This window comes from Pseudomonas eucalypticola (assembly GCF_013374995.1).
Classification (GTDB): domain Bacteria; phylum Pseudomonadota; class Gammaproteobacteria; order Pseudomonadales; family Pseudomonadaceae; genus Aquipseudomonas; species Aquipseudomonas eucalypticola.
The window spans coordinates 1,936,582-1,959,879 of record NZ_CP056030.1; the positions used below are offsets into that span (position 1 = coordinate 1,936,582).

The following is a 23,298-nucleotide window of genomic DNA, read 5'->3' on the forward strand; positions in this document are numbered from 1 at the left end:
AGCGCCTGCTTCCCGAGCTGGCGCCCGGTCCCACAGAGAACGGCCGCGGTGGGGTTGACCCTGTGGGACAGGGCGAAGCTTGGGAAGGCCACCTCGCAGTGTGCCTGATGCACCGCAGCGCCTGCTTCCCGAGCTGGCGCCCGGTCCCACGGAGTATGGCCGCGATGGTGGGGTTGACCCTGTGGGACCGGGCGAAGCCCGGGAAGGCCACCCCGCGGTATCCCTGACGCACCGCAGCGCCTGCTTCCCGAGCTGGCGCCCGGTCCCACAGAGAACGGCCGCGGTGGGGTTGACCCTGTGGGACAGGGCGAAGCTTGGGAAGGCCACCTCGCGGTGTGCCTGATGCACCGCAGCGCCTGCTTCCCGAGCTGGCGCCCGGTCCCACGGAGTATGGCCGCGATGGTGGGGTTGACCCTGTGGGACCGGGCGAAGCCCGGGAAGGCCACCCCGCGGTATCCCTGACGCACCGTAGCGCCTGCTTCCCGAGCTGGCGCCCGGGCGCATAGATAGCGGCGGCGGGCCGTCAAGGATTCAAGGAAACCCCTTGCTCCCCGACCTTGGGCTGGCGGTACAGGTCCAGCAGCGCCTGGTCCAGTACCGACGAGGCGCCCCAAGGCTTGGAGTCGTTCAAGATGGCCACCACGGCCCAGGTGTTGCCATTGTCATCGCGGCTGAAGCCGGCAATGGCGCGGACGTTGTTCAGGGTGCCGGTCTTGACGTGGCCTTCGCCGGCCAGCGCGGTGGTCTTCAGGCGTTTGCGCATGGTGCCGTCGGTGCCGATGATCGGCAACGAACTCATGAACTCGGCGGCGTATGGGCTTTTCCAGGCCACTTGCAGCATGGTCGCCAGTTCCCGGGCGCTGACGCGCTCGTCACGGGACAACCCCGAGCCATTTTCCAGCACCAGGTGGCTGGCCGGAATGCCCTTGCGTGCCATCCAGGCGCGGATCACCCGCTGCGCCGCCTTGGCGTCGTCGCCATCAGCGTCGGTACGGTAACGCGCGCCGATGCTGAGGAACAGCTGCTGGGCCATAGTGTTGTTACTGTATTTGTTGATGTCTCGGATGATTTCCGCCAGGTCCGGGGAGAACGCCCGGGCCAGCAGCTTGGCGTCCTTGGGCACCACGGCCTCGCGGTCGCGGCCGGCGATGGTGCCGCCCAGCTCGTTCCAGATTGCCCGTACTGCGCCCGCGGCATAGGTGGGGTGGTCAAGCACGGACAGGTAGGTCTGGGAACTGCAACCATCCGCCAGGCCGCCACTGACCACCACGCTGATGCTACCGTCCGGCGCCGTCACCGGGTTGTAGCGCACGTCGCCGCTGCACTGCTTGCCCGCCAAGGCCTTGACCTGGTTGTCGACATGGACAGTGGCGATCGGTGGTTCCACCGACACCATCACCTTGCCGCCATCGTTGCGGGCCACGAAACGCAGCGCCTTGAGGTTGACCATCAGGGCGTCAGGCCGCACCAGGAACGGCGCGTTTTCATCGCCGCCGTCGTCGTTGAACTCAGGCAGGTTGGGTTGGATGAAGTAGCTACGGTCCAGCACCAGGTCACCCGTGACCTGCTGCACGCCGTTGGCGCGCAAGTCGCGCATCAGCAACCAGAGCTTTTCCATGTTCAGCTTGGGGTCGCCACCGCCCTTGAGGTACAGGTTGCCGTGCAGCACACCGTTGCTGAGGGTGCCGTCGGTATAGAACTCGGTCTTCCACTGATAATTGGGGCCCAGCAGCTCCAGCGCGGCGAAGGTGGTGATGGTCTTCATGGTGGAGGCCGGGTTCACCGACACATCGGCGTTGAACACCGTGGGGGTACCTGGGCCCGTGAGCGGCACCATCACCAGGGACAGTGCGTTGTCAGCGATCTTGTTAGTCTTGAGCGCCTGCTGCACCTTGGCCGGTAGCGCGGTGATGATGGGCGCGGCGTGAACAGGCAAGGCCAGGGGCAGCATCAGGCCGGCGAGCAGTAGAGGGCGAAACGATTTGATCATGAGCAATGGAACCCTGCAGGCGAGGGGTGAAAAAAAGAGGGCGCGAAAAGGTGAAAGCCCCCGGACATAAAGAGTCGGCATTATGCCCCAAGGGATTGGCGCTTTGGCTCGGCTGGCGCGTATTTCATGATTTTTTCGACACTTGGGCGGGTTTATCGGTATCAGTCAGGCAGCCGCGTGCCGAAACTGGTAAAGTGCCGCGCGTTAATACTCAAGAGGATTGTTTCATGGCCACTAACCGTTCCCGCCGTCTGCGCAAAAAACTCTGCGTGGATGAATTCCAGGAGCTGGGTTTCGAACTGAACCTGGACTTCAAGGAAAACCTGGACGACCAGGCAATCGACGCATTCCTCGACGCGTTCCTGGCTGAAGCCATGGACGCCAATGGCCTGGACTACGTCGGCACCGACGACGTCGGCCTGGTGTGCACCGTCGAGCGTGGCTCGGTCACCGAAGAGCAGCGCGCAGCCGTCGAAGCCTGGCTCAAGGGCCGCGACGAACTGACCAAGATCGAAGTCAGCCCGCTGCTGGACGCCTGGTACCCGGAAAAGCCGATCAACCCGGTCGCCTGATCCGAATCATACGAAGAAGCCGCTGACCCCAGCGGCTTTTTTGTGCCTGGTGTCACCGCCGTAGCAGCGGACCCGGCCGCGTCCCAGGCGCCGCGCACTACCAGGTATAGATTCACGCGGGCTGTACGGTCACCCCCGCCTTGACCAGCACCTGCTCGATGTCCACCTCATCCAGCTGCGGCGCCGGCAAATACTGCTGGGCGTATTCCAGGTACACCCCGCTGCGCAGGAACAGCTCGAACAGCTCGGCATCGATGTGCGCGTCGCGGCACATGAAGGCCATGATCCCCAGCGCCTCGCTGAGGGTCTTGCCTTTCTTGTACGGCCGATCGGCGGCGGTCAGCGCTTCGAAAATATCGGCGATGGCCATCATTCGCGCCGGCAGGCTCATCTGCTCGCGGTTGAGGCCCCGGGGGTAGCCGGTGCCGTCCATTTTCTCGTGGTGCCCGCCAGCCATTTCCGCGACGTTCTGCAGATGGCTGGGGAAGGGTAGGCGGCTGAGCATCAGGATGGTCTGCACCATGTGGTGGTTGATGATGTAGCGCTCTTCGGCCGTCAGGGTGCCCCGGCCGATGCTCAGGTTGTACAGTTCGCCACGGTTGAATTTGTGCTGGGGCACGTTCATGTTGAAGCCCCAGGGGTTGTCGTCCGGCATGCGCTCGTAGTCCGGGCGTTCGAACAGGTGCTCGGGGCGGTCCGCCAGCAGCGGTTCGCGCACCGGCAGTTCCGCCGCCGGGCGGCGCTCCTGGCGGCGGTTCTCTTCCCAGGACACCCCCAGGCGGTCGTCCAGGGTGCGCAGCCAGGTCCGCTCGGCGATGCGTGCCAGGCGCTGCTGGCTGTCGGGGTCCATGAATTCGCCGCCCAGGTTGCAGCGGGCGACGAAGGCAAAGTCGTCGTCCAGGGCCTGCAACTGCGCGTCGCGGGCGTCGGCCAGGGCCGCCGCGTCGCCGCCTTCGGCCAGGTGCTGCCAGTAGTCGATCCAGGCGTCGCGCTTGAGGACTTCAAAGCGCGTGCGAACCTCGTGGATACGATCGTAGAGGGTCTCAAGCTTGGTGGCCTTGTCCACCACGTATTCGGGGGTGGTGACCTTGCCGCAGTCATGCAGCCAGGCGGCGATGTGCAGGGCCTCCCACTCTTCGTCAGTGGGTTGGTAGTCGGCGAACGGCGCGGCCTGGCTGTCGGCGGCGGCCCGAGCGAGCAGCTTGGTCAGCACCGGTACGCGCTGGCAGTGCCCACCGGTGTAAGGGCTCTTGGCGTCAATGGCGCCGGCGATGATCTGGATGAAGGCGTCCAGCAACTGTTGCTGGCGCACTTGCAGGCGCTGGCCTTCGATGCTGGCGGCGGCCACGCCCGACACCGCCAGGATGAAGGCGATACGGTCAGGGCTGAACTTGACCAGATCGCTGCGGCTGCCGGTGTCGCGGTGCAGCAGCACCAGTACCCCGATGGTTTCGCCACGGCGGTTGTGCAGGCGTACGCCGATCAGGTCCAGGCGTGGGCTGTCGAGCTTGAGCATGATCTGCTTGAGTTCGCGGGCCTGGTCAAAGCCGATCGAGGTGACCACGCTGTTCTGCTGGCCGTCCAGCGTGCCCAGCCAGGCCGGGGTGTCGCTACCGTTCAGGGTGTGGCTGGTCAGGCCGTAGCGGGTCACGTTGCGCAGTTTGTCGTTGATGATCAGGCCGCTGGGCTTTACCTGGCCGGTGTCGCTGTCGTACAGGTAAATGATGCCGGCCTGGGCGTCGCTCAGGCTCACGGTTTCCTGGAGCACGCGCTTGAGCAGCGGTTCGAAGCGGGTTTCGGCCGACAGGCTGGCGGTAATCTCGAAGAAGCTTGCCAGCGTCTGTTTCATGCGCTGCATGGACTCGGTCAGTTGGTCCACTTCCAGCACGGGCGAGCGCTGGCTGGCGGGGCGCTTGAAGTTGAAGCTGCGGATGGCATCTGCTTCCTTGACCAGCGCATACAGCGGCTTGACCAGCAGGCGCGAGGTCAGCCAGCCCACCGGCAGGCACAGCAGCAAAATCGTCAGGGTCACCAGCGCCCCTTGCCAACGCAGCCGATAGGCGTCGGCCAGCAACTCGTCCTCGGGCACCAGCAGGGCCAGTTGCAGGCCGTCCGGGCCGCCCTGGTCGATGGTGCTGCGTGACACCACCCAGTCTCGGCCGTCGGCGTGCAGGCGGTTGCCTTCGGCGTCGCCCCGCGCCAGCAGGGCAGCCAATGCTGGCGCCAGGTCGGCGACTTTGGTCAGCTCCACGCTGCCGTCCCGGCTGACCAGGCGTTGGCTGTCGGGGTAGGCCACAGCGTTGTCGTTGTGGTCGAACAGGGCGATCTGGGTGTGGGGCGTGACCCGGTGCTTGGCCAGGGTGGCGCTGAGGTCTTCCAGGGTCAGGTCGGCGCCCAGTACCACATGGTCGCTGACCCGCACCGCCAGGGTGGTGCCGACCGCATGGCTGGAAAAGAATACGTAAGGGTCGGTGGTCACTTGCCCGCGGTCGGTGAGCGCCTGGCTGAACCAGGCGCGGGTACGCGGGTCGTACTGGTCGTCGGGCAGGTCTTGATGGCCGATGAGGTTCAGGGTGCGGTCCAGCATCAGCGACTGGGCGTGGCGCGCGCCGGTGGCGTCGTGTTCGATGCTCCACACCTGATACGCCGCGGCCGCGGGGGCGCCGAAGCGCTGCCTGAGGTCATCGGTGCGCAACGGCCGCACCATGAAGAAGTCACCATTGCCGTAGCCAGTGTACAGCGATGCCAGGTTGGGGTTGTCGGCCAGCGACTGGGCCATGGGCTCCAGCAGTGCCAGGCGTTGCTCAAGGGTGGTGGCCTGGGCGGCATCGTTGAGCGCCAGCAGGCTGAGCAGGTGGCGGATGGGCTGGTAGGTGTGGTCGATGTCCAGGCGTACATCCTGGTCTATGCGTGAAAACAGGCTCTGGCTGCTGGACAGGATGATCTGCGACGTCTGTCGGTAATTGAACAGGCCCAGCACGGTGCCGGTGAGCAATAACAACAGCGTGAACATGGCGCTGATATGCACATGCAGGGGAAAGCGGCGTTCTGTGAGCCTGGGCATCGCGAATCACTCCTTGAGGATGCGTTCACCGCTCGCCGGGCAGAGCCAGGGCACAGCGTGCAGAGCCTCATCACCGCAGCCCTGGCCGGTTGATAATGGCTAAGGGCCCCGCGGTTGACAAGCCTTTACCTCACGCCTCGGGCAAGGCATCCAATCGTTGTCGCACAATGGTTTCCACGTGCTGCATGGCGCGCACCACGGCGCCGGTCCACAACCTCGGGTCGCCGCTCTCGCAGGCTTGCTCCAAGGCCTCGCACGCCTGTATCAACGGCGCGGCGGCGACGATGTTCGCGGCGCCTTTGATGCGGTGAGCCAGGTCGCTCAAGGCCCTGCAGCCTTCGGCCGTGAGCAGGGCCTGGCGGTCTTCCACGCAGCTGTCCAGCACCTGTTGCAGCAGACGACGCTCCAGCGCAGGCTGACCGCCGGTCAGGGCCGCCAGCGGGCCCAGGTCGAGCGCGGCCGCGCAGGGCATGGCCTTGACGGTCGCCAGCACCCGGGTGAGGTCCGCCAGGCTGATGGGTTTGAACAGGCAGTCGTTCATGCCGGCGGCCAGGCAGCGCTCCCGTTCCTGCGGCAGGGCGCTGGCGGTGTAACCGAACACCACGCAGGGCGCATCGCCCGCCTGCTGTTCCTGGCGGCGTAACTGGCGGGTCATGTCGTAGCCATTCATGCCGGGCATGTTGCCGTCGACGAACAGCACATCGAATGCACCGGCCTGCCAGGCTGCCAGGCCGGTGAGGCCGTTGTCGGCCGTCTCGACGTGCAGGCCCAGAAAGCCCAGCTGTTCGGTCATCAGCAGGCGGTTGGCCGGGTGGTCATCGACCACCAGCACCCGCAAAGCAGCCAGTTCGACGGTGGCCTTCGGCGCCGCCGGCGGGGCGGCCAGCGGCGCCAGTTCGAGCGCCGGCAGTAGCAACTCGATTCGCGTGCCTTCGCCGGGCTGGCTGTCGAGGGTCAACCGCGCGCCCATCAACTGGCTCAGGTTCTGGCTGATCACCAGGCCCAGCCCCGTGCCGCTTCGCGCCCGGCGGCTGTCGGGGTCGACCTGGGCGAATGGCTGAAACAGCCGCTGGCGGTCAATGGCGCTGATACCGATACCGGTGTCACTCACGGTCACGCGCACTGCACGTGTGCCGGAACTGTCAGCGGCGGCCATGGCCAGTTCAAGGCGTACATGGCCGCGGTCGGTGAATTTGATGGCGTTGCTCACCAGGTTCGACAGCACCTGCTTGAAGCGCAACGGGTCGAGCATGACATCCGGTTGCGGCAGCACTGGCAGTTGCACCTGCAGCGCCAGCCCCTTGTCCCGCGCCAGGCCTTCGAAGATGCGAGCCACGTCACGCACCAGGTCGCCGGCCTGCACCCGCTCGGGTTTGAGGCTCAGGTGCCCGGCTTCGATGCGCGAGACATCGAGGATGTCGCCAATCAGGTTCAGCAGGTCGCGGGCCGAGCCGTAGGCCACCTCGATGGCATGGCGGTCCAGCTGTTGCCGATCGGCCCGGCGCAAGGCCAGCTCGAGCATGCCGATCAAGGCGTTCATGGGGGTGCGTATTTCGTGGCTCATGGTCGCCAGGAACGTACTTTTCGCACGGTTGGCCTGATCGGCCTGCTCCTTGGCCTGGCGCAGGTCCTCGAGCAGTTGGCGCCGTTCGCTGACGTCGATCCAGCCGCCGATCACACCGCGCACCCGGCCCCCGGAGTCGCGGTAGGGCAGAATCCAGTGGTAGATGTTCAGGGCCTGGTCACCGATACGCAGGGGGCGGTCCATGACCATCGGCTCACCCCGGGCCATCACTTGCAGGTAATCCAGGTGGTACGCGCGCGCCTGCTCGGCGTCGATCAGTACCCCGTCCAGTACCGTCTTGCCCAGCACTTCATCGCGACGGGCGTTGAAGGTTTTCAGGTAGCTGTCGTTGCAGCTCAGCAGCAAGCCCTGGTCGTCGCGCACGTAGATGGGGTGCGGCGTGCCGTCCACCAACGCGCGCATGAACTGCAGTTGGTCCCCCAACGCCCGTTCGGCTTCCACCCGCTGACGGATCTGCCGGCGCATGTAGCCGATCCATACCAGCAGCGCCAGCAACAGCACGCTGGCCGCGGCGACGATCTGCAGGATCAGGCGGTGGTAGTTGCGCCAGGAACCTTGGGTATCCGGGCTGTAGCTGCGCCAGCGAGCTGCGATGGCGGTCAGTTCCTGGGGGCCGATGCTCAGCAGCGCCTTGTCGAGGATAGAGGCCAGTTCGGTGGCCTGGTGACCGGTCGCCAAGGCGAAGCGCGCCGGTTCGGTGCCCACGGTGCTGCGGATGGCCAGGCGCTCCTGGAACAAGGGCGAGGCCAACAGCGGGCGGGCGACGACCAGCGCGCTGATCGCGCCGTCGGCCTGGCCCTGGGCGAGCCGGTCAAGGCTGGCGAAGGCGTCGTCGGTCTCCTGCACCTGGATGTCCGGGTAATGCTCACGCAGCCACTGCACCAGGGGGTTGCCACGGGTAATGGCCAGGCGGCGACCGGCGAACTGGCCAAGGTCCTGCAAGCCCTGACGGTCGCGCGCGGTCACCAGCACGTAGGAGTTGCTCAGGTAGGGGCGGCTGAATTGCAGGTCGTGCGCGCGCTCTTCGCTGGGAATGATGGCGGCGATGATATCGGCCTGGCCGCGCTGCACCTGGTTCACCATATCCACCACGCCGGTGGCACGGCCGATCTCGAACTGCAGCCCGGTGCGCAGGCGCACCAGCTCCAGCAGATCGGCGCTCACGCCGCGCAGGTTGCCGTAGCGGTCGAAAAACGTCAGTGGCGCGAAGGAGTCGTCCACCACCACCCTGGCGCTGGGGTGCGCGGCCAACCAGCGTTCCTCCCGAGGTGTCAGCTGCAGCTTGCGGTCGGTGAGCAGCAGGTCACTGGCGCCGCTCCAGCGCTGGAAGATACTTTCGCGCCGGGAGGGGGCGATGGCGGCGAGTGCTTGGTTGACCTGTGCCAGCAGCGGATCGCCACGGCGCGCGGCGAAGCTGAACCCCGACGGTTCATCACGGCTGAAATTGACCATGCGCACGTTGTTCAACAACCCCTGGTCAATCTGGTAATGGGTGGAGATGGTGTCACCCAGGAACACGTCAGCCTGCTCGAACGCCACCGCGTTCAAAGCATTCTGGTAAGAGGGGTAATAGGTGACCGTCGCCTTGGGATACTGGGCCTTGATATAGGCGTCGGGCAGGTAATGGTTCACCACGCTCAGACGCCGCCCGGCCAGGCGATCACCCAGTGGGTCGTCATCATCGGCGCGCGCCACCAGCACCGGACGGTCCACCGCGTAGGCGTCGCTCAGTGCTACCCCCGGCATGGCTGCCTCATAACCGTTGGCACTGGGCAAAAGGTCGATGTCGCCTTGGCGCAGCGCCTCCACGGCCGCATCGCGGTTTGGGTAGCGCTGCACCACGATAGGCCGGCCCAGCGCCTGGCCAACGAGGGCGGCGTAATCGGCACTCAGGCCTTCGTATTCCTGGCCATGGGTAATGTCCAGTGGTGGGTAGTCGGGTGTGGAAATACCCAGGCGCAGCGGCGCGCCTGCGGCGTCAGGCGCATCGGGCAGCCCTGCGGTGGCTTCGTTGTGGCTGCGCAGTGCCAGCCTGTCGGCGCCCTGCACGCCGGCCATGCTGGTGGTGCAAGCCAGCATGATGGGCAGCAGCAGGTATCGCAGCGCGCGGTTCATACCAGGGCGTTGCGCTTGGCAATGTCAATCAAGTCCACCAGCGACGCCACCTGCAGTTTTTGCATCAGGCGTTTTTTGTAGGTGCTGACGGTTTTGTTGCTGAGAAACATGCCCTTGGCAATTTCTTTGTTCGAGCGCCCTTGCGCAAAGAGTTGCAGAACCATCAGTTCCCGATCATTGACGCCTTTGAATAATCTGATTTCATTGCGCGCGGTGTCATCGACATCCGGCGGGTTGAGTGCTTCGCTGGGGAAGTAGTTATAACCGGACATCACCGCACGGATGGCACTGCTCAACTCCCCCAGCGCTTCCTGTTTGCAGACATAGCCCGCGGCGCCCGACTGCATGCAGCGGAAGGTGAACAACGCGGGGGCCTGGGCCGTCAACACCAGAATCTTGGGACCCAGGTTCATGGTCTGAAAACGCGTGAGCACCTCCAGCCCATCGAGGCGCGGGATACTGATATCGAGAATGATCAGGTCCGGTGGATTTTCGCGGATGGTTTGCATCGCATCGACCCCGTTGTCGCACTCGCCAATAACCGTATACCCCTCTTTTTCCAGGAGAAAACGGACAGCCAGGCGAATGACCGGGTGGTCGTCGATGATAAAGGCAGTACTCATGAAATAGGTTTCCCATACAGGCAGCGAATAAAAAGCGCACATTAGCTCAGTTGCCGAAGGCGGCATATGAAGAACGGGCGCCGTCGGCGCTATATAGGAAATTTCCTACAGCTATTGTTGTTTTAGAATACACCGCCGTGGGGGTTATTAAAGTGTCAAGGCGATAGTCGGTTGACGTTGTGACGAAATGAAAAACAATATTCAGATCCCGTTTTTTGTATAAGATTGCTTGAATAAGGAAGCGTGGTTTTTCCCGGGTTAAACACGTTTTCAATTGCCCTGTTACGGCTTTTATCGCCTTGCCCACGAAACTCAGGGAACTTGCCCTACAAACAAAATGGATTATTCCCCAACCGCCCCCAGGCGGCGAGGGGGACGGTTCTGAAAGTTTTGTAGGAAAGTTCTGACGGTGGCGGACACCGCCCCTGTGCCCGCCCGGCATTTACTGCGGGCTGGAGCGACCGGTCATTTCCCGGGCCATTTCGCTGGCGTAGCTGTCCGTCATGCCCGCGATGAAGTCGATCATGCGCAGGAAGGATGCGTGCAGCGAGCCGTCCGGGTCCGGGGCGCTGTTGCCGAGCAGGTCGAGAATGCGCCGGTTCTTGAAGGACGGACGCTTGCCACCATGTTGCTCCAGGGCCGCCCCGCACAGGGCATTGAGCAGGATTTCCAGGGTGGTATAAGCGCCGATCTCGTGCAGGGTCTTGCGTTTGTCCTGGAAGATTTTCTTGCGCGCCATGTCCTTGGCATTCAGCACGCAACGCTTCGCCGGGCCGTGCATGTGTTCCACCAGATCGCCGCTCAGCGTGCCAGCCAGCAATGCGTCCTGCTGCTCGACGAAAGCGCGTGCCGCAGCGTTGGTCAGGTGTTCGATGGCCTTGCCGCGCAAAATCGCCAGTTTGCGCCGGCGCGAGTCCTGCGGCCCTAGCTGGCGATAGGTTTCCGGCAAGTCGTCGCCCACCAGGCCCAGCAGCAGCGATTCGACTTCGGCGTATTCGAGCAGCTCCATCTCCAGGCCGTCTTCCAGGTCGATCAGCGCATAGCAGATGTCATCGGCCGCCTCCATCAGGTACACCAGCGGATGGCGTGCCCAGCGTTGGTCTTCCACCTGGGGCAGGCCCAACTTGTGGGCGATCTGTTCGAGCAGCGGCAATTCGCTCTGGTAACAGCCGAACTTGTGTTTCTTGTAGCCCAGGGAGTCGGCGTGGCGGGCGGTCCAGGGGTATTTCAGGTAGGTGCCCAGGGTGGCGTAGGTCAGGCGCGTGCCTCCATCGAACTGGTGGTACTCCAGTTGGGTGAGCACGCGAAAGCCCTGGGCATTGCCTTCGAAATTGAGGAAGTCGTTGCGCTGCACCTCGGTCATGCCGTCGAGCCAGCCGCGCCCGGCGGCCTGTTGGAACCAATGGCGGATGGCATCCTCACCGGAATGGCCGAATGGTGGGTTGCCGATGTCGTGCGCCAGGCAAGCGGATTGCACCACCATGCCCAGGTCGCTGGGTTCGCACCAGGCAGGCAGGCGGTCGCGCAGCGTTTCCCCGACCCGCATGCCCAGGGAGCGGCCCACGCAGCTGACTTCCAGGGAGTGCGTGAGGCGGGTATGGATATGGTCGTTGCTGGTGACCGGGTGCACCTGGGTCTTGCGGCCCAGGCGGCGAAACGCGCCGGAGAAGATGATGCGGTCATGGTCCTTGTGGAACGGGCTGCGGCCCAGTTCCTCGGGGCTGTGCAGGGTCTTGCCCAGGCGTTCGCGGTTGAGCAGGGTGGGCCAATCCAAGGCGGTGTCTCCTGAAGGCTGGGGGTGGTGTGAGCTTCGGTTGTTTGGGGGTGGAGGTGCAACTGGTTTGTGCGCCGCCTCCACGGTGGCGTACCCCCGCTAGGCTCTGTACGAAATGCATCCCAACTCGGCCATGCTGCGTTGAAAACAGGCTCGGAATGCTCATTTACAACACGTAAACTCCGCTTCCTCGCCTGTTTTCGCCTTGCCTGGCCTTCGCCGGAATACATTTCATACAGACCCTAGAACCTCACCGCATCCACATCGATCAACAACAGCCGCTGGCCGTTGTCAAAAAACTGCCCTGCGGTCAGGCAGTACTGGTTGCTGGTGGCATCCCGGTAGGTATTGGACAGGATCAACCGGCGCTCGTCCCAGCCCTCGGCCAGCAAGTGGTAGAAGTATGGCCGCCAGGACCAGTTGTGCCCTACGTAGCTGGTGTCGGCATGCCAGGCATGCTGGCGCCATTCCATGTTGGGGGTCAGTTGGGTACCGTGGCGGTCGCACTGGTAGAAACGCAGCAGCCAGGGATAGGCGTCCAGTTTCGGCAGCTCACTCAACGGTGCGCCCGCCTGTGCCCAGGGGTGCAGGAGGGCCATCAGCTTGATCAACTGCTGACGCAGTTGCATCAGGCGCGCCCGCTCTTGAAGTTTTCCCTGCACGTAGCGCTCGCGCAACGCCGCGAAGCGCGAGACGAACGCATCGGTGGGGAAGAAGTCCGGTTCGGCACGCGCGAACAGGTAACCCTGCACATAACGTGAGCCGCATTCCAGGGCGAAGTTGAGCTCGGCTTCGGTTTCAACGCCCTCGGCGATGATCCAGCAGCCGGTCTTTTCCGCCATCTGCGCCAGTGCCTTGACCACCTCGCTGCTGGGGCCTCCGCGGGCGGCTGCCTGGAACAGGCGCATGTCGAGTTTGAGAATGTCGGGCTGCAGGGCCAATACGCGGTCAAGCTGCGAGTAACCGGCGCCGAAGTCATCGATGGCAATGCGCGCACCGGCGTCTCGGTAGCGTTGCACCACTTCGGTCAACCGACGGCTGTCACCGCCCAGTTCAGTGATTTCGAAGACGATGCGCTGGGGCGCCACGCCATGACGTTGCAGTTGACTGAGGCTGGGCAGTGGCTGGTTGTCGCGCAGCCGGCTGATCCAGCGCGGGGACATGTTCAGGCTCAGGAACCATTCAGGTGGCGCTTCGTGCAGGCGGCTCAGGGCATTGCCGCGGATCTGCCGGTCCAGGCGCCGCAAGGCGGCGGGCAGGGTGCGGGGGTCAGTGAACAGCGGTCCCACCGACTGCACCTGGCCGTCGTCCTGGCGCAAGCGGCCCAAGGCCTCTACGCCGGCAATGCGGCCGGTGGCGGTGTCGATGAACGGTTGAAACCAGGCGAGCGGTAGCCCGTCGAACACGGCGACTCCTCAGGTTATTGCAGGGCAAGACACAACCTGCCACCGGCTTGAGCCGGGGCAGGGCAGGTGTCGTTGCAAGAATGCAGCCAAATAGTGGCGATTAGCCTTTGCGCTGGAGCGCGAGTTTGATCACTGGCATCAGGCTGGTACCCAGACGTACCAGGCGGGTCAGGCCGCCGACCCCGTTGCTGCGGGCGCCTTTGCCCGTCAGAAAGCCCAACAGCACAACGCCGGCCAGGCCCCACAACGGTGCGTGCTTGATACCCAGCCCGTCTTGCACGGACTGGCCCATGCCGCGCAGGCGGTTCAACGGGTTGATCAACTGCCCGGATTCGTGGCGAATCTCTTGGCGGTGCATTTCCATGCGCAGGCGAATCAAGGCCTTGCGCATTTCGCGACGTGACTGGTTCTGTGGCAAGTTGGGGGCAGTCATGGCAGCAGGCGCTCCCGGTCGTTGGCCAGTTCTTCCAGGGTGCCGTGGAAGGGTGACGACTCATCGAAAATGGCGGCCTTGAGGCGAAACGCGCAGAACAGGCCCGCCAGCAGGTAGAACACGCACAGGCCGATCATGCCTTGCATGCGGTAGTTATCCCACAGCAGAATCAAGATAAGCCCGGACAGCGCCACCAGCGCCAGCAACGCGAACACCAGCGCCAGCCCGGCGAACAGCAGCAGGCTCAAGGTGCGCGATTTCTGTTCCTGCAATTCAATGCCGAACAATTCCACGTGGCTATGAAGCAAGCCCAGCAGGGCAGCGCCCAAGCGCCGCGACGACGGCCCGGCGGCCGTCGATTTCGAGTCCATGTCCAAGGCCATGGGCTTAGCGCCTTGTAGCCAGCAGGCCGATCAGAAAGCCCACGCCGGCTGCGATGCCGATCGCCTGCCAAGGGTTTTCCTGTACGTATTCCTCGGTCTTGGCCACGGCGGCCTCGCCCTTCAGGCGCAGCGACTGTTCGGTGGCCTTGAGGGTCTCGCGGGCGCGCAGCAGGCTGTCGTGGATCTGCTCACGCAGTTCATCGGCCTGGTCGCCGGCCAGGGTCTTGGTGTGGTCCAGCAGCTTTTCGGTGTCGCGCACCAACGTCTGAAAATCAGCCATCAGTACGTCTTGCGCAGTCTTTGCCGTGGTGCGGGCCATGATGTTCTCCATTGTTGGCGTCTGGTGGTTCGAGTAGCGAGGCTTTCTGAAGGTTCCTTCATTGTTGCCTGGTACAGCTTTTGCTTTTCGTTGGTGCATGGCACCGGGGCTGTGCGCCGAATCGGCGCGTCAGTGCCTGAGCACTGTGCCAAACCTTAACCCAAACGAAATAACCCCGAGGAAAAATAACCCGGCTGGCGAGTAATGAATGCGTTGCCCGTTCCATATTGGTGCAATGGCTCATGAGTCGACCTGCTTTGGTGCTGTTTTTCCGGATTTTCAGGCCTGCCCTCTCGATGGATAATCTGCAAAGCGCCGTGCAAACGCTGATCCACGGCTCCAATACCCTGTTCCTGCTGATGGGCGCCGTCATGGTGCTCGCCATGCACGCCGGCTTCGCGTTTCTGGAAGTCGGCACTGTGCGGCAGAAAAACCAGGTCAATGCCCTGTCCAAGATCCTCAGCGACTTCGCCATCTCGACCTTGGCCTATTTCTTTATAGGCTATTGGATCGCCTATGGCGTGACGTTCATGGCGCCAGCCAGCGAACTGAGTGCCGACCACGGTTACGCACTGGTGAAGTTTTTCTTCCTGCTGACCTTTGCCGCGGCCATTCCGGCGATCATTTCCGGCGGCATCGCCGAGCGTGCCCGTTTCGTGCCGCAATTGTGCGCCACTACCCTGATCGTCGCCTTCATCTACCCATTCTTCGAAGGCATGGCCTGGAACGGCAACCTCGGCGTGCAGCCATGGCTGCTGGCGCATTTCGGCGCCACTTTCCATGACTTCGCCGGTTCCGTCGTGGTGCACGCCATGGGTGGCTGGCTGGCGCTGGCGGCCGTGTTGCTGCTGGGGCCGCGCCAGGGGCGCTACCGCGATGGGCGCCTGGTGGCGTTCGCGCCGTCCAACATTCCGTTCCTGGCGCTGGGTTCGTGGATTCTGATCGTCGGCTGGTTCGGCTTCAACGTCATGAGCGCGCAAAGCGTCGCGGGCCTCAGCGGCCTGGTGGCGATCAACTCGCTGATGGCCATGGTCGGCGGCACCATCGCGGCGCTGGTGGTGGGGCGCAATGACCCCGGCTTCCTGCACAACGGCCCGCTGGCCGGCCTGGTGGCGGTGTGCGCCGGTTCCGACCTGATGCACCCCATCGGCGCCCTGGCGACGGGCGCCATTGCGGGCGCGCTCTTCGTGGGTTGCTTTATCGCCGCCCAGGGTAAATGGAAGATCGACGATGTGCTGGGTGTATGGCCGCTGCATGGCATCTGCGGCGTATGGGGCGGCGTGGCCTGCGGGATCTTTGGCCAGCAGGCCCTCGGTGGTATGGGTGGGGTGAGCTTGACCGTGCAACTGCTCGGTAGCCTGGCCGGCGTGCTGGTGGCCCTGGCGGGTGGCTTCGCCGTGTATGGGCTGCTCAAGGCAGTGTGCGGCATTCGCCTGAGCCAAGAGCAGGAGTACTACGGTGCCGACCTGTCGCTGCACAAGATCGGCGCGGTCAACCACGACTGACCGACAGCCTGCTGACGCCGCGAAACCGGCGCTGGCAGGCCCGGAGCAGACCGTTTGAAGGGTGTTCCCAGCGAGGCGTATTCGTCATAGCATGGTGGCAACTAGCCGCAAGTCAGCCTGCGCAGGACGCCGCCATCCGATGGGGACACATATGGAACGCCTGTATTCGCTTCAGGGCATGAGGGGCGTCGCCGTGGTCGGCGTCGTGCTGTTTCACATGGCCTCGGTGGAGGCCAAGTACAGCGGTGGCGACCTATTGCTGCCATCGCTGGTGGACTTCTTCCAGCTGGGCGTCGACCTGTTCTTTGTCATCAGCGGTTTCGTGATGGTCATCGTCACCCGCGGCCGCCATCAGGACTGGGTACAGGGCCAGCGGTTCGTGTACCACCGCCTGGCGCGTATCTACCCCAACTACTGGCTCTATTACGCCATTACTCTGGCCATCTACCTGGCGGCGCCGGGCATGGTCAATTCCGCCCACGGCGGCTCCAACCTGGGCATGTCGTTCCTGTTGTTGCCCAGTGACAAAGTACTGCTGGTGATGGTGGCCTGGTCACTGGTGTTCGAGTTGTGGTTTTACCTGGTGTTTGCCGGCCTGCTGTTCCTGCGCGAACGCTGGCTGACCGTTTGCCTGGCCGCCTGGGCGCTGCTGCTGGTGGGCTTCAATCTGGTGGCGCAGTGGCAGGATTATTCCCAGGCGGTCAAGATCATGCTGCACCCCTACGCGCTGGAGTTCATCGCCGGGTGCGCCATCGCCCGCTATTTCTATTCCCCCCGCAGTGCGTCGCTTGCCACTCGCCATGTGTGGGCCATGTTGCTCGTGTCGGTACTGGTTGGCATGCCGTTGATTGCCGCCCTGGGCCTGTACCGCACCGAAGGCCTGTCGCGCATGCTGCTGGTAGCCGCTGTATTCAGTGGCCTGACGCTGTCGCTGGTCTTGCTGGAGCGTCGTGGCCAGTTGTCGGTGCCTCGCTGGTTGGCCCACATCGGCGACATGTCCTACACCGTGTACTTGTCGCATCTGCTGGTGCTGGGGGTGATGGGCCAGCTCTGGCGCCTGGTAGGCGCGCGTCCCGACAGCCTCTGGGACAACGCCGCGTTTGTCGTGCTGATGCTGGCGGCGACCTTGTGTTATGGCTGGGTAGCCTACCGTTTGATCGAGAAACCCCTGCTCGACCGTGCCACGGCCTGGGGCAACCGGCGATTCCACAAGGCGGTGGCGCGCAAAGTGTACGATGCAGCGTAAGCGCATGGCACTGGCTCGGCCGGGGGCTTAAAATGGCGGTCCATCACCTTCCGCCGGTGTGCCGCCATGACACCTGAATGCCAACTGTTCGGAACCCTGGGTTGCCACCTGTGCGAGTTGGCCGAGGCCGAACTCATGCCGCTGGTCGGTCACGGGCTGCAGGTGGAACTGCTCGACATCGCCGACGACGCCTCGCTGTACGACAGCTATTGCCTCCATATCCCGGTATTGCGTCGCATCGATACCGGCGCCGAGCTGGCGTGGCCCTTCGACACCGAACAGGTGGTTGCCTTCCTGCGCTGACACCTTGGCAACGGTTCCCGCTGCCCCTGGCGGCTGCTCCATTGAACACTGCGTGCGCACCTCCGTGATGGGGGCTGCCGGCCCCGGGCCGATACGCTGTCAAGGAGCGACACGATGAACCTCAGCGAACACTTCACCCTGCAGGAGCTGACCCTGTCCCCTAGCGCCGCGAAGGCGGGCATCGACAACACCCCGGACGCGACCGTCATCGCCAACCTCGTGCGCCTGTGCCAGACCCTCGAAGGGGTGAGGGCCCTGGTGGGCGCCCCGGTGATGATCAGCAGCGGCTACCGATGCCCGGCGCTTAATGAATGGATCGGCGGCGCCCCCAACAGCGCCCATGTCCTGGGGCTGGCCGCGGACTTCACGGTGTCGGGGCTGACGCCGCGCCAGACCGTCGAGTTGCTGGACGAAAGTGGCCTGGTGTTCGATCAATTGATCCTCGAATTCGACCGCTGGGTTCACTTGGGCTTGAGCGAAAACAAGCCCCGGCGCCAGGTGCTGACGCTGCGCAAGGGCGGCGGTTACCTGCCCGGTATCGTATGAGGCGCCCAGGCACCGCCGATCATTGTGCGATTGACGGCGGGGCGGGCAGCACCTTAAGCTGTATAAAGATACAGTATTGCGCAAGTGCGAGGTACCTCGGTACCCATGCCTGCCTTGCGCGCCGAAGCCAGAGGATTGCCCGCGTGGTCAACGTCGAACAACTGAAATACAGCGTCAACCGCATGAACCCCGACGTGGTCAGCGAAGCGGTACTTGAGCTGCGCCTGGATGGCCTGGTGACCGAGGGCAAGACCCCGTTCAACAAGCTGCATTTCAACACCTGTTTCGCCGAAATCGAAGCCCTGTTCCAGCGTGCTGGCTACCATCGCCCGTTGGATGTGGTCGGCTACGAGGGCTTGCTTTACGCCTTGTACGACCCCACCCGCTGGGAGGCCGTCCAGGTGCTGCGCTGGCTCAAGGAGTTCACCGATGCGGCGCGTGTGGCCCAGGCCCGATGACAGCGGGCGGGGGCTTGGGGGATAATACCAGGCTGCCTTGACCTCAGAGCCCGCCATGCCCGACGCCCCGTTCAACCCCGCCCACCATCAGGCCAGTACGCTCAGCCTGCCATCCGGTACGTGGGCCACGGTGCTCGATTGCCTGTGTGACCACTTCAAGGCCATCGACCGTGCCCAGTGGCTCGACCGTATCGCCCGCGGCCGTGTGCTGGACGCCCAGGGAAAGCCCATTGACGTCGACCTGCCCTACAAACAGGGGCTGCGCATTCACTACTTCCGCGAAGTGGCCAATGAACGGCCCATCGCGGCACAGGAAAGCATCCTGCACGTCGACGAACACCTGGTGGTCGCGGACAAACCCCACTTCCTGCCGGTGACGCCTACCGGCGAGTACGTGGAGCACACCTTGCTGCGCCGCCTGATTCGACGCCTGGGCAACCCGCATTTGGTACCCCTGCACCGTATCGACCGCCATACTGCCGGGTTGGTACTGTTTTCCGCCAACCCGGCCAGCCGCTCGGCGTACCAGGCGCTGTTTCCCAACCGCCAGATCGACAAATGCTACGAGGCCATTGCCCCTGCGTTGCCGCACCTGACATTTCCCCTGGTGCACACCAGCCGCATGGTCCATGGCGAACCTTTCTTCCGCATGCAGGAAGTGGCGGGGGTCATCAACAGTGAAACCCGCGTGGAAGTGGCGCAGAAGATGGGCGACCTGTGGCGGTATCGGCTGTACCCCATCACCGGCAAGACCCACCAGTTGCGGGTGCACATGACTGCGTTGGGGGCCAGCCTGTGCAACGACCCGTTCTATCCCGAGGTTTGCGCCCAGGGGGAGGAAGATGACTACACCAAGCCACTCAAGTTGCTAGCCAAACGCCTGGCGTTCAACGACCCCTTGACTGGTGAGCCGCGCTTTTTCGAAAGCCGCTTGACCCTCGACGGTTGATGCACCAGAAGCGCTCACATTTTCCAGTGATATGGTTATGCAATAACGATATTTAAACTTCGGTTCTTATGCCTATAGAGTTTCGACATCACTGTCTCGTACTCAATAGCCAGAGCCGGAGCCCCGCATGTCCGCCTTATCGTTCGCCCCCCTGCCTTCCCAGACCTTCGAAGTTCGCCCGCTGCAAGGCCTGGTGGGCGCCGAGATCGTCGGTCTGGACCTGAGCCGTCCGCTCAACGATGAAGATTTTGCCCGCATTCACCGTGCGCACCTGGATTACCACCTGGTGGTGTTCCGCGACCAGCACATTACCCCGCAGCAACAGATCGACTTCAGCCGCCGTTTTGGCGTGCTGCAGATCCATGTGCTCAAGCAATTCCTGCTGGCCGGCCACCCGGAAATCCTGATCGTCTCCAACATCGTCGAGAACGGCCAGCCGGTCGGGCTGGGTGACGCTGGCAAGTATTGGCATTCGGACCTTTCCTATAAGGAACTGCCAAGCCTGGGTTCGATGCTCTACGCCCAGGAACTGCCCAGCGAAGGTGGAGACACCCTGTTTGCCGACATGCACCGCGCCTGGGACACGCTGCCGCAGCACCTGCAGGACGCCGTGGAAGGCAAACTGGCGGTGCATTCCTACACCGCTCGCTACAGCGAGGGCAAGAATGCCGCCAACTGGCGCCCCACCCTGACGGCGGAGCAACTGGCCCAGGTCGTGACCGTCAGCCACCCGGTGGTGCGTACGCACCCGGAAAACGGCCGCAAGGCGTTGTTCGTCAGCGAGGGGTTCACCACCCATATCGTTGGCCTGCCGGAAGACGAAAGCCGCGACATCCTCGACCAGTTGTACGCGCACAGCGTGCGCCCGGAGAACGTCTACCGCCACCAGTGGCAGCCCCACGACATGGTGTTCTGGGACAACCGTTCGCTGATCCACCTGGCCGCTGGCACGCCCGAGCACCTGCGTCGCAAGCTGTACCGCACCACCATCCAGGGCGATGCGCCGTTCTGAATCAGGAGTCACCATGAACGCTGTACTGCAAGGCCACACGGCCAGCGATGTGTTACCTGCGCAGCCAGGCCATCAGGTGACCCCTGAAGCCCTGCTGCAAGTGAGCAACGTCAGTCTCGAATATCGCACTCCTGAGCGCGTGGTGCGGGCCACCCATCAGGTCAGCTTCGAAGTGGACCGCAGTGACCGCTTCGTGCTGCTGGGCCCCTCGGGCTGCGGCAAGTCAACCCTGCTCAAGGCCGTCGCCGGCTTCATCAAGCCCAGCGAGGGCGAAATCCGCCTGGGCGGCGATATCGTCACTGAACCAGGGCCTGACCGCATCGTGGTGTTCCAGGAATTCGACCAGTTGCCGGCGTGGAAGACCGTGCTGGAAAACGTCATGTTCCCGCTGCTGGCCTCCCGTACGCTCAAGCGTCGCGAAGCCGAAGAGCGTGCACGCCACTACCTGGAAAAGGTGGGCCTGAGTGCCTTTGCCAACGCCTACCCGCACACCCTGTCCGGCGGCATGAAGGCGCGCGTGGCTATTGCCCGCGCCCTGGCCATGCAGCCCAAGATCCTGTTGATGGACGAGCCCTTCGCCGCGCTTGACGCATTGACCCGGCGCAAGATGCAGGAAGAGTTGCTGGAGCTGTGGCAGGAAGTGCGTTTCACCTTGCTGTTCGTCACCCACTCCATTGAGGAGGCGCTGGTGGTGGGCAACCGCATCCTGTTGCTGTCGCCACACCCGGGCCGCGTGCGTGCCGAGATCAACAGCCACGAATACGATTTGCAGAGCCTCGGTGGCGTGGCCTTCCAGGCCAGTGCCCAGCGGATTCACCGGTTGCTGTTCGACGAAGCCCAGGGGCCGGTCGAGCAGGACCTGGGTTTCCACGATATCCGCATCGCCTACTGACCCCGGAGCCTTGCCATGAGCCTGCAAACGCCTGTGCGTGAAGAATATGAAATCACGCTCGAACCTTTTACCCAGGCCGCCCTGGCCCGGGACATTTCCCTGGCCCAGCGTATCTGGCAACAGGGCTGGGTGCGCAAGACCGTGATCCTGATCGCCCTGGCGGTGCTCTGGGAGGTTGCCGCGCGTATCCAGAACAACGACCTGCTGCTGCCCAGCTTCCTGCAGACGGCCCACGCCTTTGTCGATGGCATCGTGACCGGTGAGCTGCTGGGCAAGGTGTGGATTTCCCTGACCGTGCTGGTCAAGGGCTACCTGATCGGTATCGTCCTGGCGTTCGGCCTGACCACGCTGGCGGTCTCCACCCAGTTGGGGCGTGATCTGCTCAGCACCCTGACCGCCATGTTCAACCCATTGCCGGCCATCGCACTATTGCCGCTGTCGCTGCTGTGGTTCGGCCTGGGCGACAACAGCCTGATCTTCGTGCTGGTGCATTCGGTATTGTGGGCGTTGGCGCTCAATACCTATTCAGGCTTCCTGGCCGTGTCGGAAACCCAGCGCATGGCCGGGCGCAACTATGGCCTGCGCGGCTTGCGGTTCGTCTGGTACATCCTGATCCCCGCGGCGCTGCCGTCGATCCTGGCGGGCCTGAAGATTGGCTGGGCGTTCGCCTGGCGCACCCTGATCGCCGCCGAACTGGTGTTCGGTGCCTCGTCGGGCAAGGGCGGCCTGGGTTGGTACATCTTCCAGAACCGCAACGAGCTGTATACCGACAAGGTCTTCGCGGGGCTGGCGGCGGTGATCATCATCGGCTTGCTGGTGGAAAATCTGCTGTTCAACACTTTCGAGCGCCTCACCATCAAGAAATGGGGCATGCAGCGCTGAAGCGCTGCGCCATGAGCTGCACGTCAATAGCGGTAAGTGGCGTCATCGCGGTCTGTCTTTACGTGCGGCTTGCCGCTTAAATCAAGGAACTTTCATGCCAATGCTTTCCCGAATTACCCTCGCCCTGGGCCTCATGGGTGCGGTCCTCACCACCAGCGCCCACGCCGAGGGCAAGATCAGCATCGCCCAGCAGTTCGGCATCGGTTACCTGATCCTCGACGTGGTGCGTGACCAGAAACTGATCGAGAAGCACGGCAAGGAAGAGGGCATCGACATCACCGTGGACTGGAACAGCATTTCCGGTGCCACTGCGATGAATGAAGCGCTGCTGGCCGGCGCCCTGGACGTGGTGTCGGCAGGTGTGCCGCCGATGCTGACCATCTGGGACCGCACCAAGGACCGGCAGAACGTCAAGGCCATCGCCTCCCTGGGCTCGATGCCCAATTACCTGCTGACCAACAACCCGAACATCAAGACCCTCAAGGACTTCACGGACAAGGACCGCATTGCCGTGCCGGCCGCGGGCGTGGGCTTCCAGTCGCGCACCTTGCAGATCGAGACCGCCAAGGTCTTCGGTGACGCCGACTTCAAGCGCTTTGACAACTACTCGGTGAGCATCCCGCACCCGGACGCCACCTCGGCGCTGATCGCCGGCAGCTCGGAGATCACCGCGCACTTCTCCAGCCCGCCGTTCCAGTATCAGGAACTGGAAAACCCGAAGGTGCACGAAGTGCTCAGTTCCTACGACGTGCTGGGTGGCCAGGCGACGTTCAACGTGCTGTACACCACGCAGAAATTCCACGACGAAAACCCCAAGACCTACAAGGCGTTCTACGACGCCCTGGCCGAGGCGTCGCAGTACATCAAGGCGAACAAGACCGAAGCGGCCAAGACCTACATCCGCGTCGAGCAGTCGAAGTTGCCGTTGGCATTGGTTGAGAAGATCGTCAACGACCCGGAGATCGACTTCACCATCGTGCCCCAGCGCACCGGGGTGTATGCCGAGAAGCTGAATGAGCTGGGCGTGTTGAAGAACAAGGCGGGTAGCTGGAAGGACTTCTTCTTCGAAGAAGCCCATGGTGGGGCAGGGAGCTGAATGTCGCTCCCGTGAGGCTGCATTTCAGCGGTTGAGGAAGCTCTGGCGTGGGGGTGGCCGGACGTGTCCGCTGTCTGCGGGGCACTACCGGTGCGTTTCCTGGAAGAGTGGGCCTGCCAGCGAGCACCCCACGTCTCAGAAGCTC

20 protein-coding genes are annotated in these 23,298 nt (G+C 63.6%); 11 read left to right on the forward strand and 9 right to left on the reverse strand.

Annotated features, from left to right (window positions below):
• Positions 1-523: 523 nt before the first annotated feature.
• Entirely contained in the window at positions 524-1,990 is a 1,467-nt protein-coding gene (dacB, locus tag HWQ56_RS08970; protein WP_158156809.1) for a D-alanyl-D-alanine carboxypeptidase/D-alanyl-D-alanine endopeptidase, read from the reverse strand.
• Positions 1,991-2,217: 227 nt separating this feature from the next.
• Between dacB and HWQ56_RS08975 the strand changes: the two genes are divergently transcribed.
• Positions 2,218-2,562: a YggL family protein gene (locus tag HWQ56_RS08975; RefSeq protein ID WP_176570244.1), complete on the forward strand. Its 345-nt coding sequence runs from the start codon at positions 2,218-2,220 to the stop codon at positions 2,560-2,562.
• Between the two features lie 112 nt (positions 2,563-2,674).
• Here HWQ56_RS08975 and HWQ56_RS08980 read toward each other — a convergent pair whose 3' ends face one another.
• The 8 genes from HWQ56_RS08980 to HWQ56_RS09015 all read right to left on the reverse strand — a co-directional run bounded on the left by HWQ56_RS08980 (position 2,675) and on the right by HWQ56_RS09015 (position 14,264).
• Positions 2,675-5,626 carry an HD domain-containing phosphohydrolase gene (locus HWQ56_RS08980; RefSeq protein WP_176570245.1) on the reverse strand — a complete coding sequence of 984 codons (2,952 nt, stop codon included), beginning with the start codon at positions 5,624-5,626 and terminating at the stop codon, positions 2,675-2,677.
• A 130-nt stretch (positions 5,627-5,756) separates the two neighbouring features.
• Positions 5,757-9,326 (reverse strand): transporter substrate-binding domain-containing protein, encoded by a 3,570-nt coding sequence (locus HWQ56_RS08985; RefSeq protein ID WP_176570246.1) that lies wholly within the window; start codon positions 9,324-9,326, stop codon positions 5,757-5,759.
• Positions 9,323-9,949, reverse strand: coding sequence for a response regulator transcription factor (locus HWQ56_RS08990; protein ID WP_158156802.1), 627 nt, complete (start codon positions 9,947-9,949; stop codon positions 9,323-9,325). The genes HWQ56_RS08985 and HWQ56_RS08990 overlap by 4 nt, the downstream gene beginning before the upstream one ends.
• A 442-nt stretch (positions 9,950-10,391) precedes the next feature.
• Positions 10,392-11,723 (reverse strand): deoxyguanosinetriphosphate triphosphohydrolase, encoded by a 1,332-nt coding sequence (locus HWQ56_RS08995; protein ID WP_158156800.1) that lies wholly within the window; start codon positions 11,721-11,723, stop codon positions 10,392-10,394.
• Positions 11,724-11,965: 242 nt separating this feature from the next.
• Positions 11,966-13,129, reverse strand: a complete 1,164-nt coding sequence (locus HWQ56_RS09000; RefSeq protein WP_176570247.1) for an EAL domain-containing protein — start codon at positions 13,127-13,129, stop codon at positions 11,966-11,968.
• A 100-nt stretch (positions 13,130-13,229) separates the two neighbouring features.
• Positions 13,230-13,562: a hypothetical protein gene (locus tag HWQ56_RS09005; protein ID WP_176570248.1), complete on the reverse strand. Its 333-nt coding sequence runs from the start codon at positions 13,560-13,562 to the stop codon at positions 13,230-13,232.
• A complete protein-coding gene (locus tag HWQ56_RS09010) occupies positions 13,559-13,945 on the reverse strand; it encodes a phage holin family protein (protein ID WP_158158449.1) in 387 nt (128 codons plus the stop codon). The genes HWQ56_RS09005 and HWQ56_RS09010 overlap by 4 nt, the downstream gene beginning before the upstream one ends.
• A 4-nt stretch (positions 13,946-13,949) precedes the next feature.
• Positions 13,950-14,264, reverse strand: coding sequence for an ElaB/YgaM/YqjD family protein (locus HWQ56_RS09015; RefSeq protein ID WP_158158450.1), 315 nt, complete (start codon positions 14,262-14,264; stop codon positions 13,950-13,952).
• Between the two features lie 296 nt (positions 14,265-14,560).
• On the opposite strand from HWQ56_RS09015, the gene HWQ56_RS09020 reads away from it, so the two are divergent.
• From HWQ56_RS09020 to HWQ56_RS09065, 10 genes are all read left to right on the forward strand, one after another.
• A complete protein-coding gene (locus HWQ56_RS09020) occupies positions 14,561-15,769 on the forward strand; it encodes an ammonium transporter (RefSeq protein WP_158158451.1) in 1,209 nt (402 codons plus the stop codon).
• Positions 15,770-15,920: 151 nt separating this feature from the next.
• Positions 15,921-17,015 (forward strand): acyltransferase family protein, encoded by a 1,095-nt coding sequence (locus HWQ56_RS09025; protein WP_176570249.1) that lies wholly within the window; start codon positions 15,921-15,923, stop codon positions 17,013-17,015.
• 66 nt (positions 17,016-17,081) lie between these two features.
• Positions 17,082-17,318 (forward strand): glutaredoxin family protein, encoded by a 237-nt coding sequence (locus tag HWQ56_RS09030; RefSeq protein WP_158158453.1) that lies wholly within the window; start codon positions 17,082-17,084, stop codon positions 17,316-17,318.
• A 114-nt stretch (positions 17,319-17,432) separates the two neighbouring features.
• Positions 17,433-17,864 carry a D-Ala-D-Ala carboxypeptidase family metallohydrolase gene (locus tag HWQ56_RS09035; protein ID WP_158158454.1) on the forward strand — a complete coding sequence of 144 codons (432 nt, stop codon included), beginning with the start codon at positions 17,433-17,435 and terminating at the stop codon, positions 17,862-17,864.
• A 143-nt stretch (positions 17,865-18,007) separates the two neighbouring features.
• Positions 18,008-18,322 carry a transcriptional regulator gene (locus HWQ56_RS09040; RefSeq protein ID WP_158158455.1) on the forward strand — a complete coding sequence of 105 codons (315 nt, stop codon included), beginning with the start codon at positions 18,008-18,010 and terminating at the stop codon, positions 18,320-18,322.
• A 55-nt stretch (positions 18,323-18,377) separates the two neighbouring features.
• Positions 18,378-19,271 (forward strand): pseudouridine synthase, encoded by an 894-nt coding sequence (locus HWQ56_RS09045; RefSeq protein WP_176570250.1) that lies wholly within the window; start codon positions 18,378-18,380, stop codon positions 19,269-19,271.
• A 127-nt stretch (positions 19,272-19,398) separates the two neighbouring features.
• Positions 19,399-20,283 (forward strand): TauD/TfdA dioxygenase family protein, encoded by an 885-nt coding sequence (locus HWQ56_RS09050; protein ID WP_158158457.1) that lies wholly within the window; start codon positions 19,399-19,401, stop codon positions 20,281-20,283.
• A 13-nt stretch (positions 20,284-20,296) separates the two neighbouring features.
• Complete coding sequence (locus HWQ56_RS09055; RefSeq protein ID WP_158158458.1) at positions 20,297-21,175, forward strand: ABC transporter ATP-binding protein; 879 nt, start codon at positions 20,297-20,299, stop codon at positions 21,173-21,175.
• Between the two features lie 15 nt (positions 21,176-21,190).
• Positions 21,191-22,057 carry an ABC transporter permease gene (locus tag HWQ56_RS09060; protein ID WP_158158459.1) on the forward strand — a complete coding sequence of 289 codons (867 nt, stop codon included), beginning with the start codon at positions 21,191-21,193 and terminating at the stop codon, positions 22,055-22,057.
• Positions 22,058-22,151: 94 nt separating this feature from the next.
• Positions 22,152-23,153, forward strand: a complete 1,002-nt coding sequence (locus HWQ56_RS09065; RefSeq protein WP_158158460.1) for an ABC transporter substrate-binding protein — start codon at positions 22,152-22,154, stop codon at positions 23,151-23,153.
• Positions 23,154-23,298: the final 145 nt, after the last annotated feature.

What these genes read in the sequence shown, in the direction of transcription:
- dacB (WP_158156809.1), bottom strand. Translation starts at nt 1,990, where the DNA reads ATGATCAAATCGTTTCGCCCTCTACTGCTCGCCGGCCTGATGCTGCCC.
- HWQ56_RS08975 (WP_176570244.1), top strand. Translation starts at nt 2,218, where the DNA reads ATGGCCACTAACCGTTCCCGCCGTCTGCGCAAAAAACTCTGCGTGGAT.
- HWQ56_RS08980 (WP_176570245.1), bottom strand. Translation starts at nt 5,626, where the DNA reads ATGCCCAGGCTCACAGAACGCCGCTTTCCCCTGCATGTGCATATCAGC.
- HWQ56_RS08985 (WP_176570246.1), bottom strand. Translation starts at nt 9,326, where the DNA reads ATGAACCGCGCGCTGCGATACCTGCTGCTGCCCATCATGCTGGCTTGC.
- HWQ56_RS08990 (WP_158156802.1), bottom strand. Translation starts at nt 9,949, where the DNA reads ATGAGTACTGCCTTTATCATCGACGACCACCCGGTCATTCGCCTGGCT.
- HWQ56_RS09005 (WP_176570248.1), bottom strand. Translation starts at nt 13,562, where the DNA reads ATGACTGCCCCCAACTTGCCACAGAACCAGTCACGTCGCGAAATGCGC.
- HWQ56_RS09010 (WP_158158449.1), bottom strand. Translation starts at nt 13,945, where the DNA reads ATGGCCTTGGACATGGACTCGAAATCGACGGCCGCCGGGCCGTCGTCG.
- HWQ56_RS09015 (WP_158158450.1), bottom strand. Translation starts at nt 14,264, where the DNA reads ATGGCCCGCACCACGGCAAAGACTGCGCAAGACGTACTGATGGCTGAT.
- HWQ56_RS09020 (WP_158158451.1), top strand. Translation starts at nt 14,561, where the DNA reads ATGGATAATCTGCAAAGCGCCGTGCAAACGCTGATCCACGGCTCCAAT.
- HWQ56_RS09025 (WP_176570249.1), top strand. Translation starts at nt 15,921, where the DNA reads ATGGAACGCCTGTATTCGCTTCAGGGCATGAGGGGCGTCGCCGTGGTC.
- HWQ56_RS09030 (WP_158158453.1), top strand. Translation starts at nt 17,082, where the DNA reads ATGACACCTGAATGCCAACTGTTCGGAACCCTGGGTTGCCACCTGTGC.
- HWQ56_RS09035 (WP_158158454.1), top strand. Translation starts at nt 17,433, where the DNA reads ATGAACCTCAGCGAACACTTCACCCTGCAGGAGCTGACCCTGTCCCCT.
- HWQ56_RS09045 (WP_176570250.1), top strand. Translation starts at nt 18,378, where the DNA reads ATGCCCGACGCCCCGTTCAACCCCGCCCACCATCAGGCCAGTACGCTC.
- HWQ56_RS09050 (WP_158158457.1), top strand. Translation starts at nt 19,399, where the DNA reads ATGTCCGCCTTATCGTTCGCCCCCCTGCCTTCCCAGACCTTCGAAGTT.
- HWQ56_RS09055 (WP_158158458.1), top strand. Translation starts at nt 20,297, where the DNA reads ATGAACGCTGTACTGCAAGGCCACACGGCCAGCGATGTGTTACCTGCG.
- HWQ56_RS09060 (WP_158158459.1), top strand. Translation starts at nt 21,191, where the DNA reads ATGAGCCTGCAAACGCCTGTGCGTGAAGAATATGAAATCACGCTCGAA.
- HWQ56_RS09065 (WP_158158460.1), top strand. Translation starts at nt 22,152, where the DNA reads ATGCCAATGCTTTCCCGAATTACCCTCGCCCTGGGCCTCATGGGTGCG.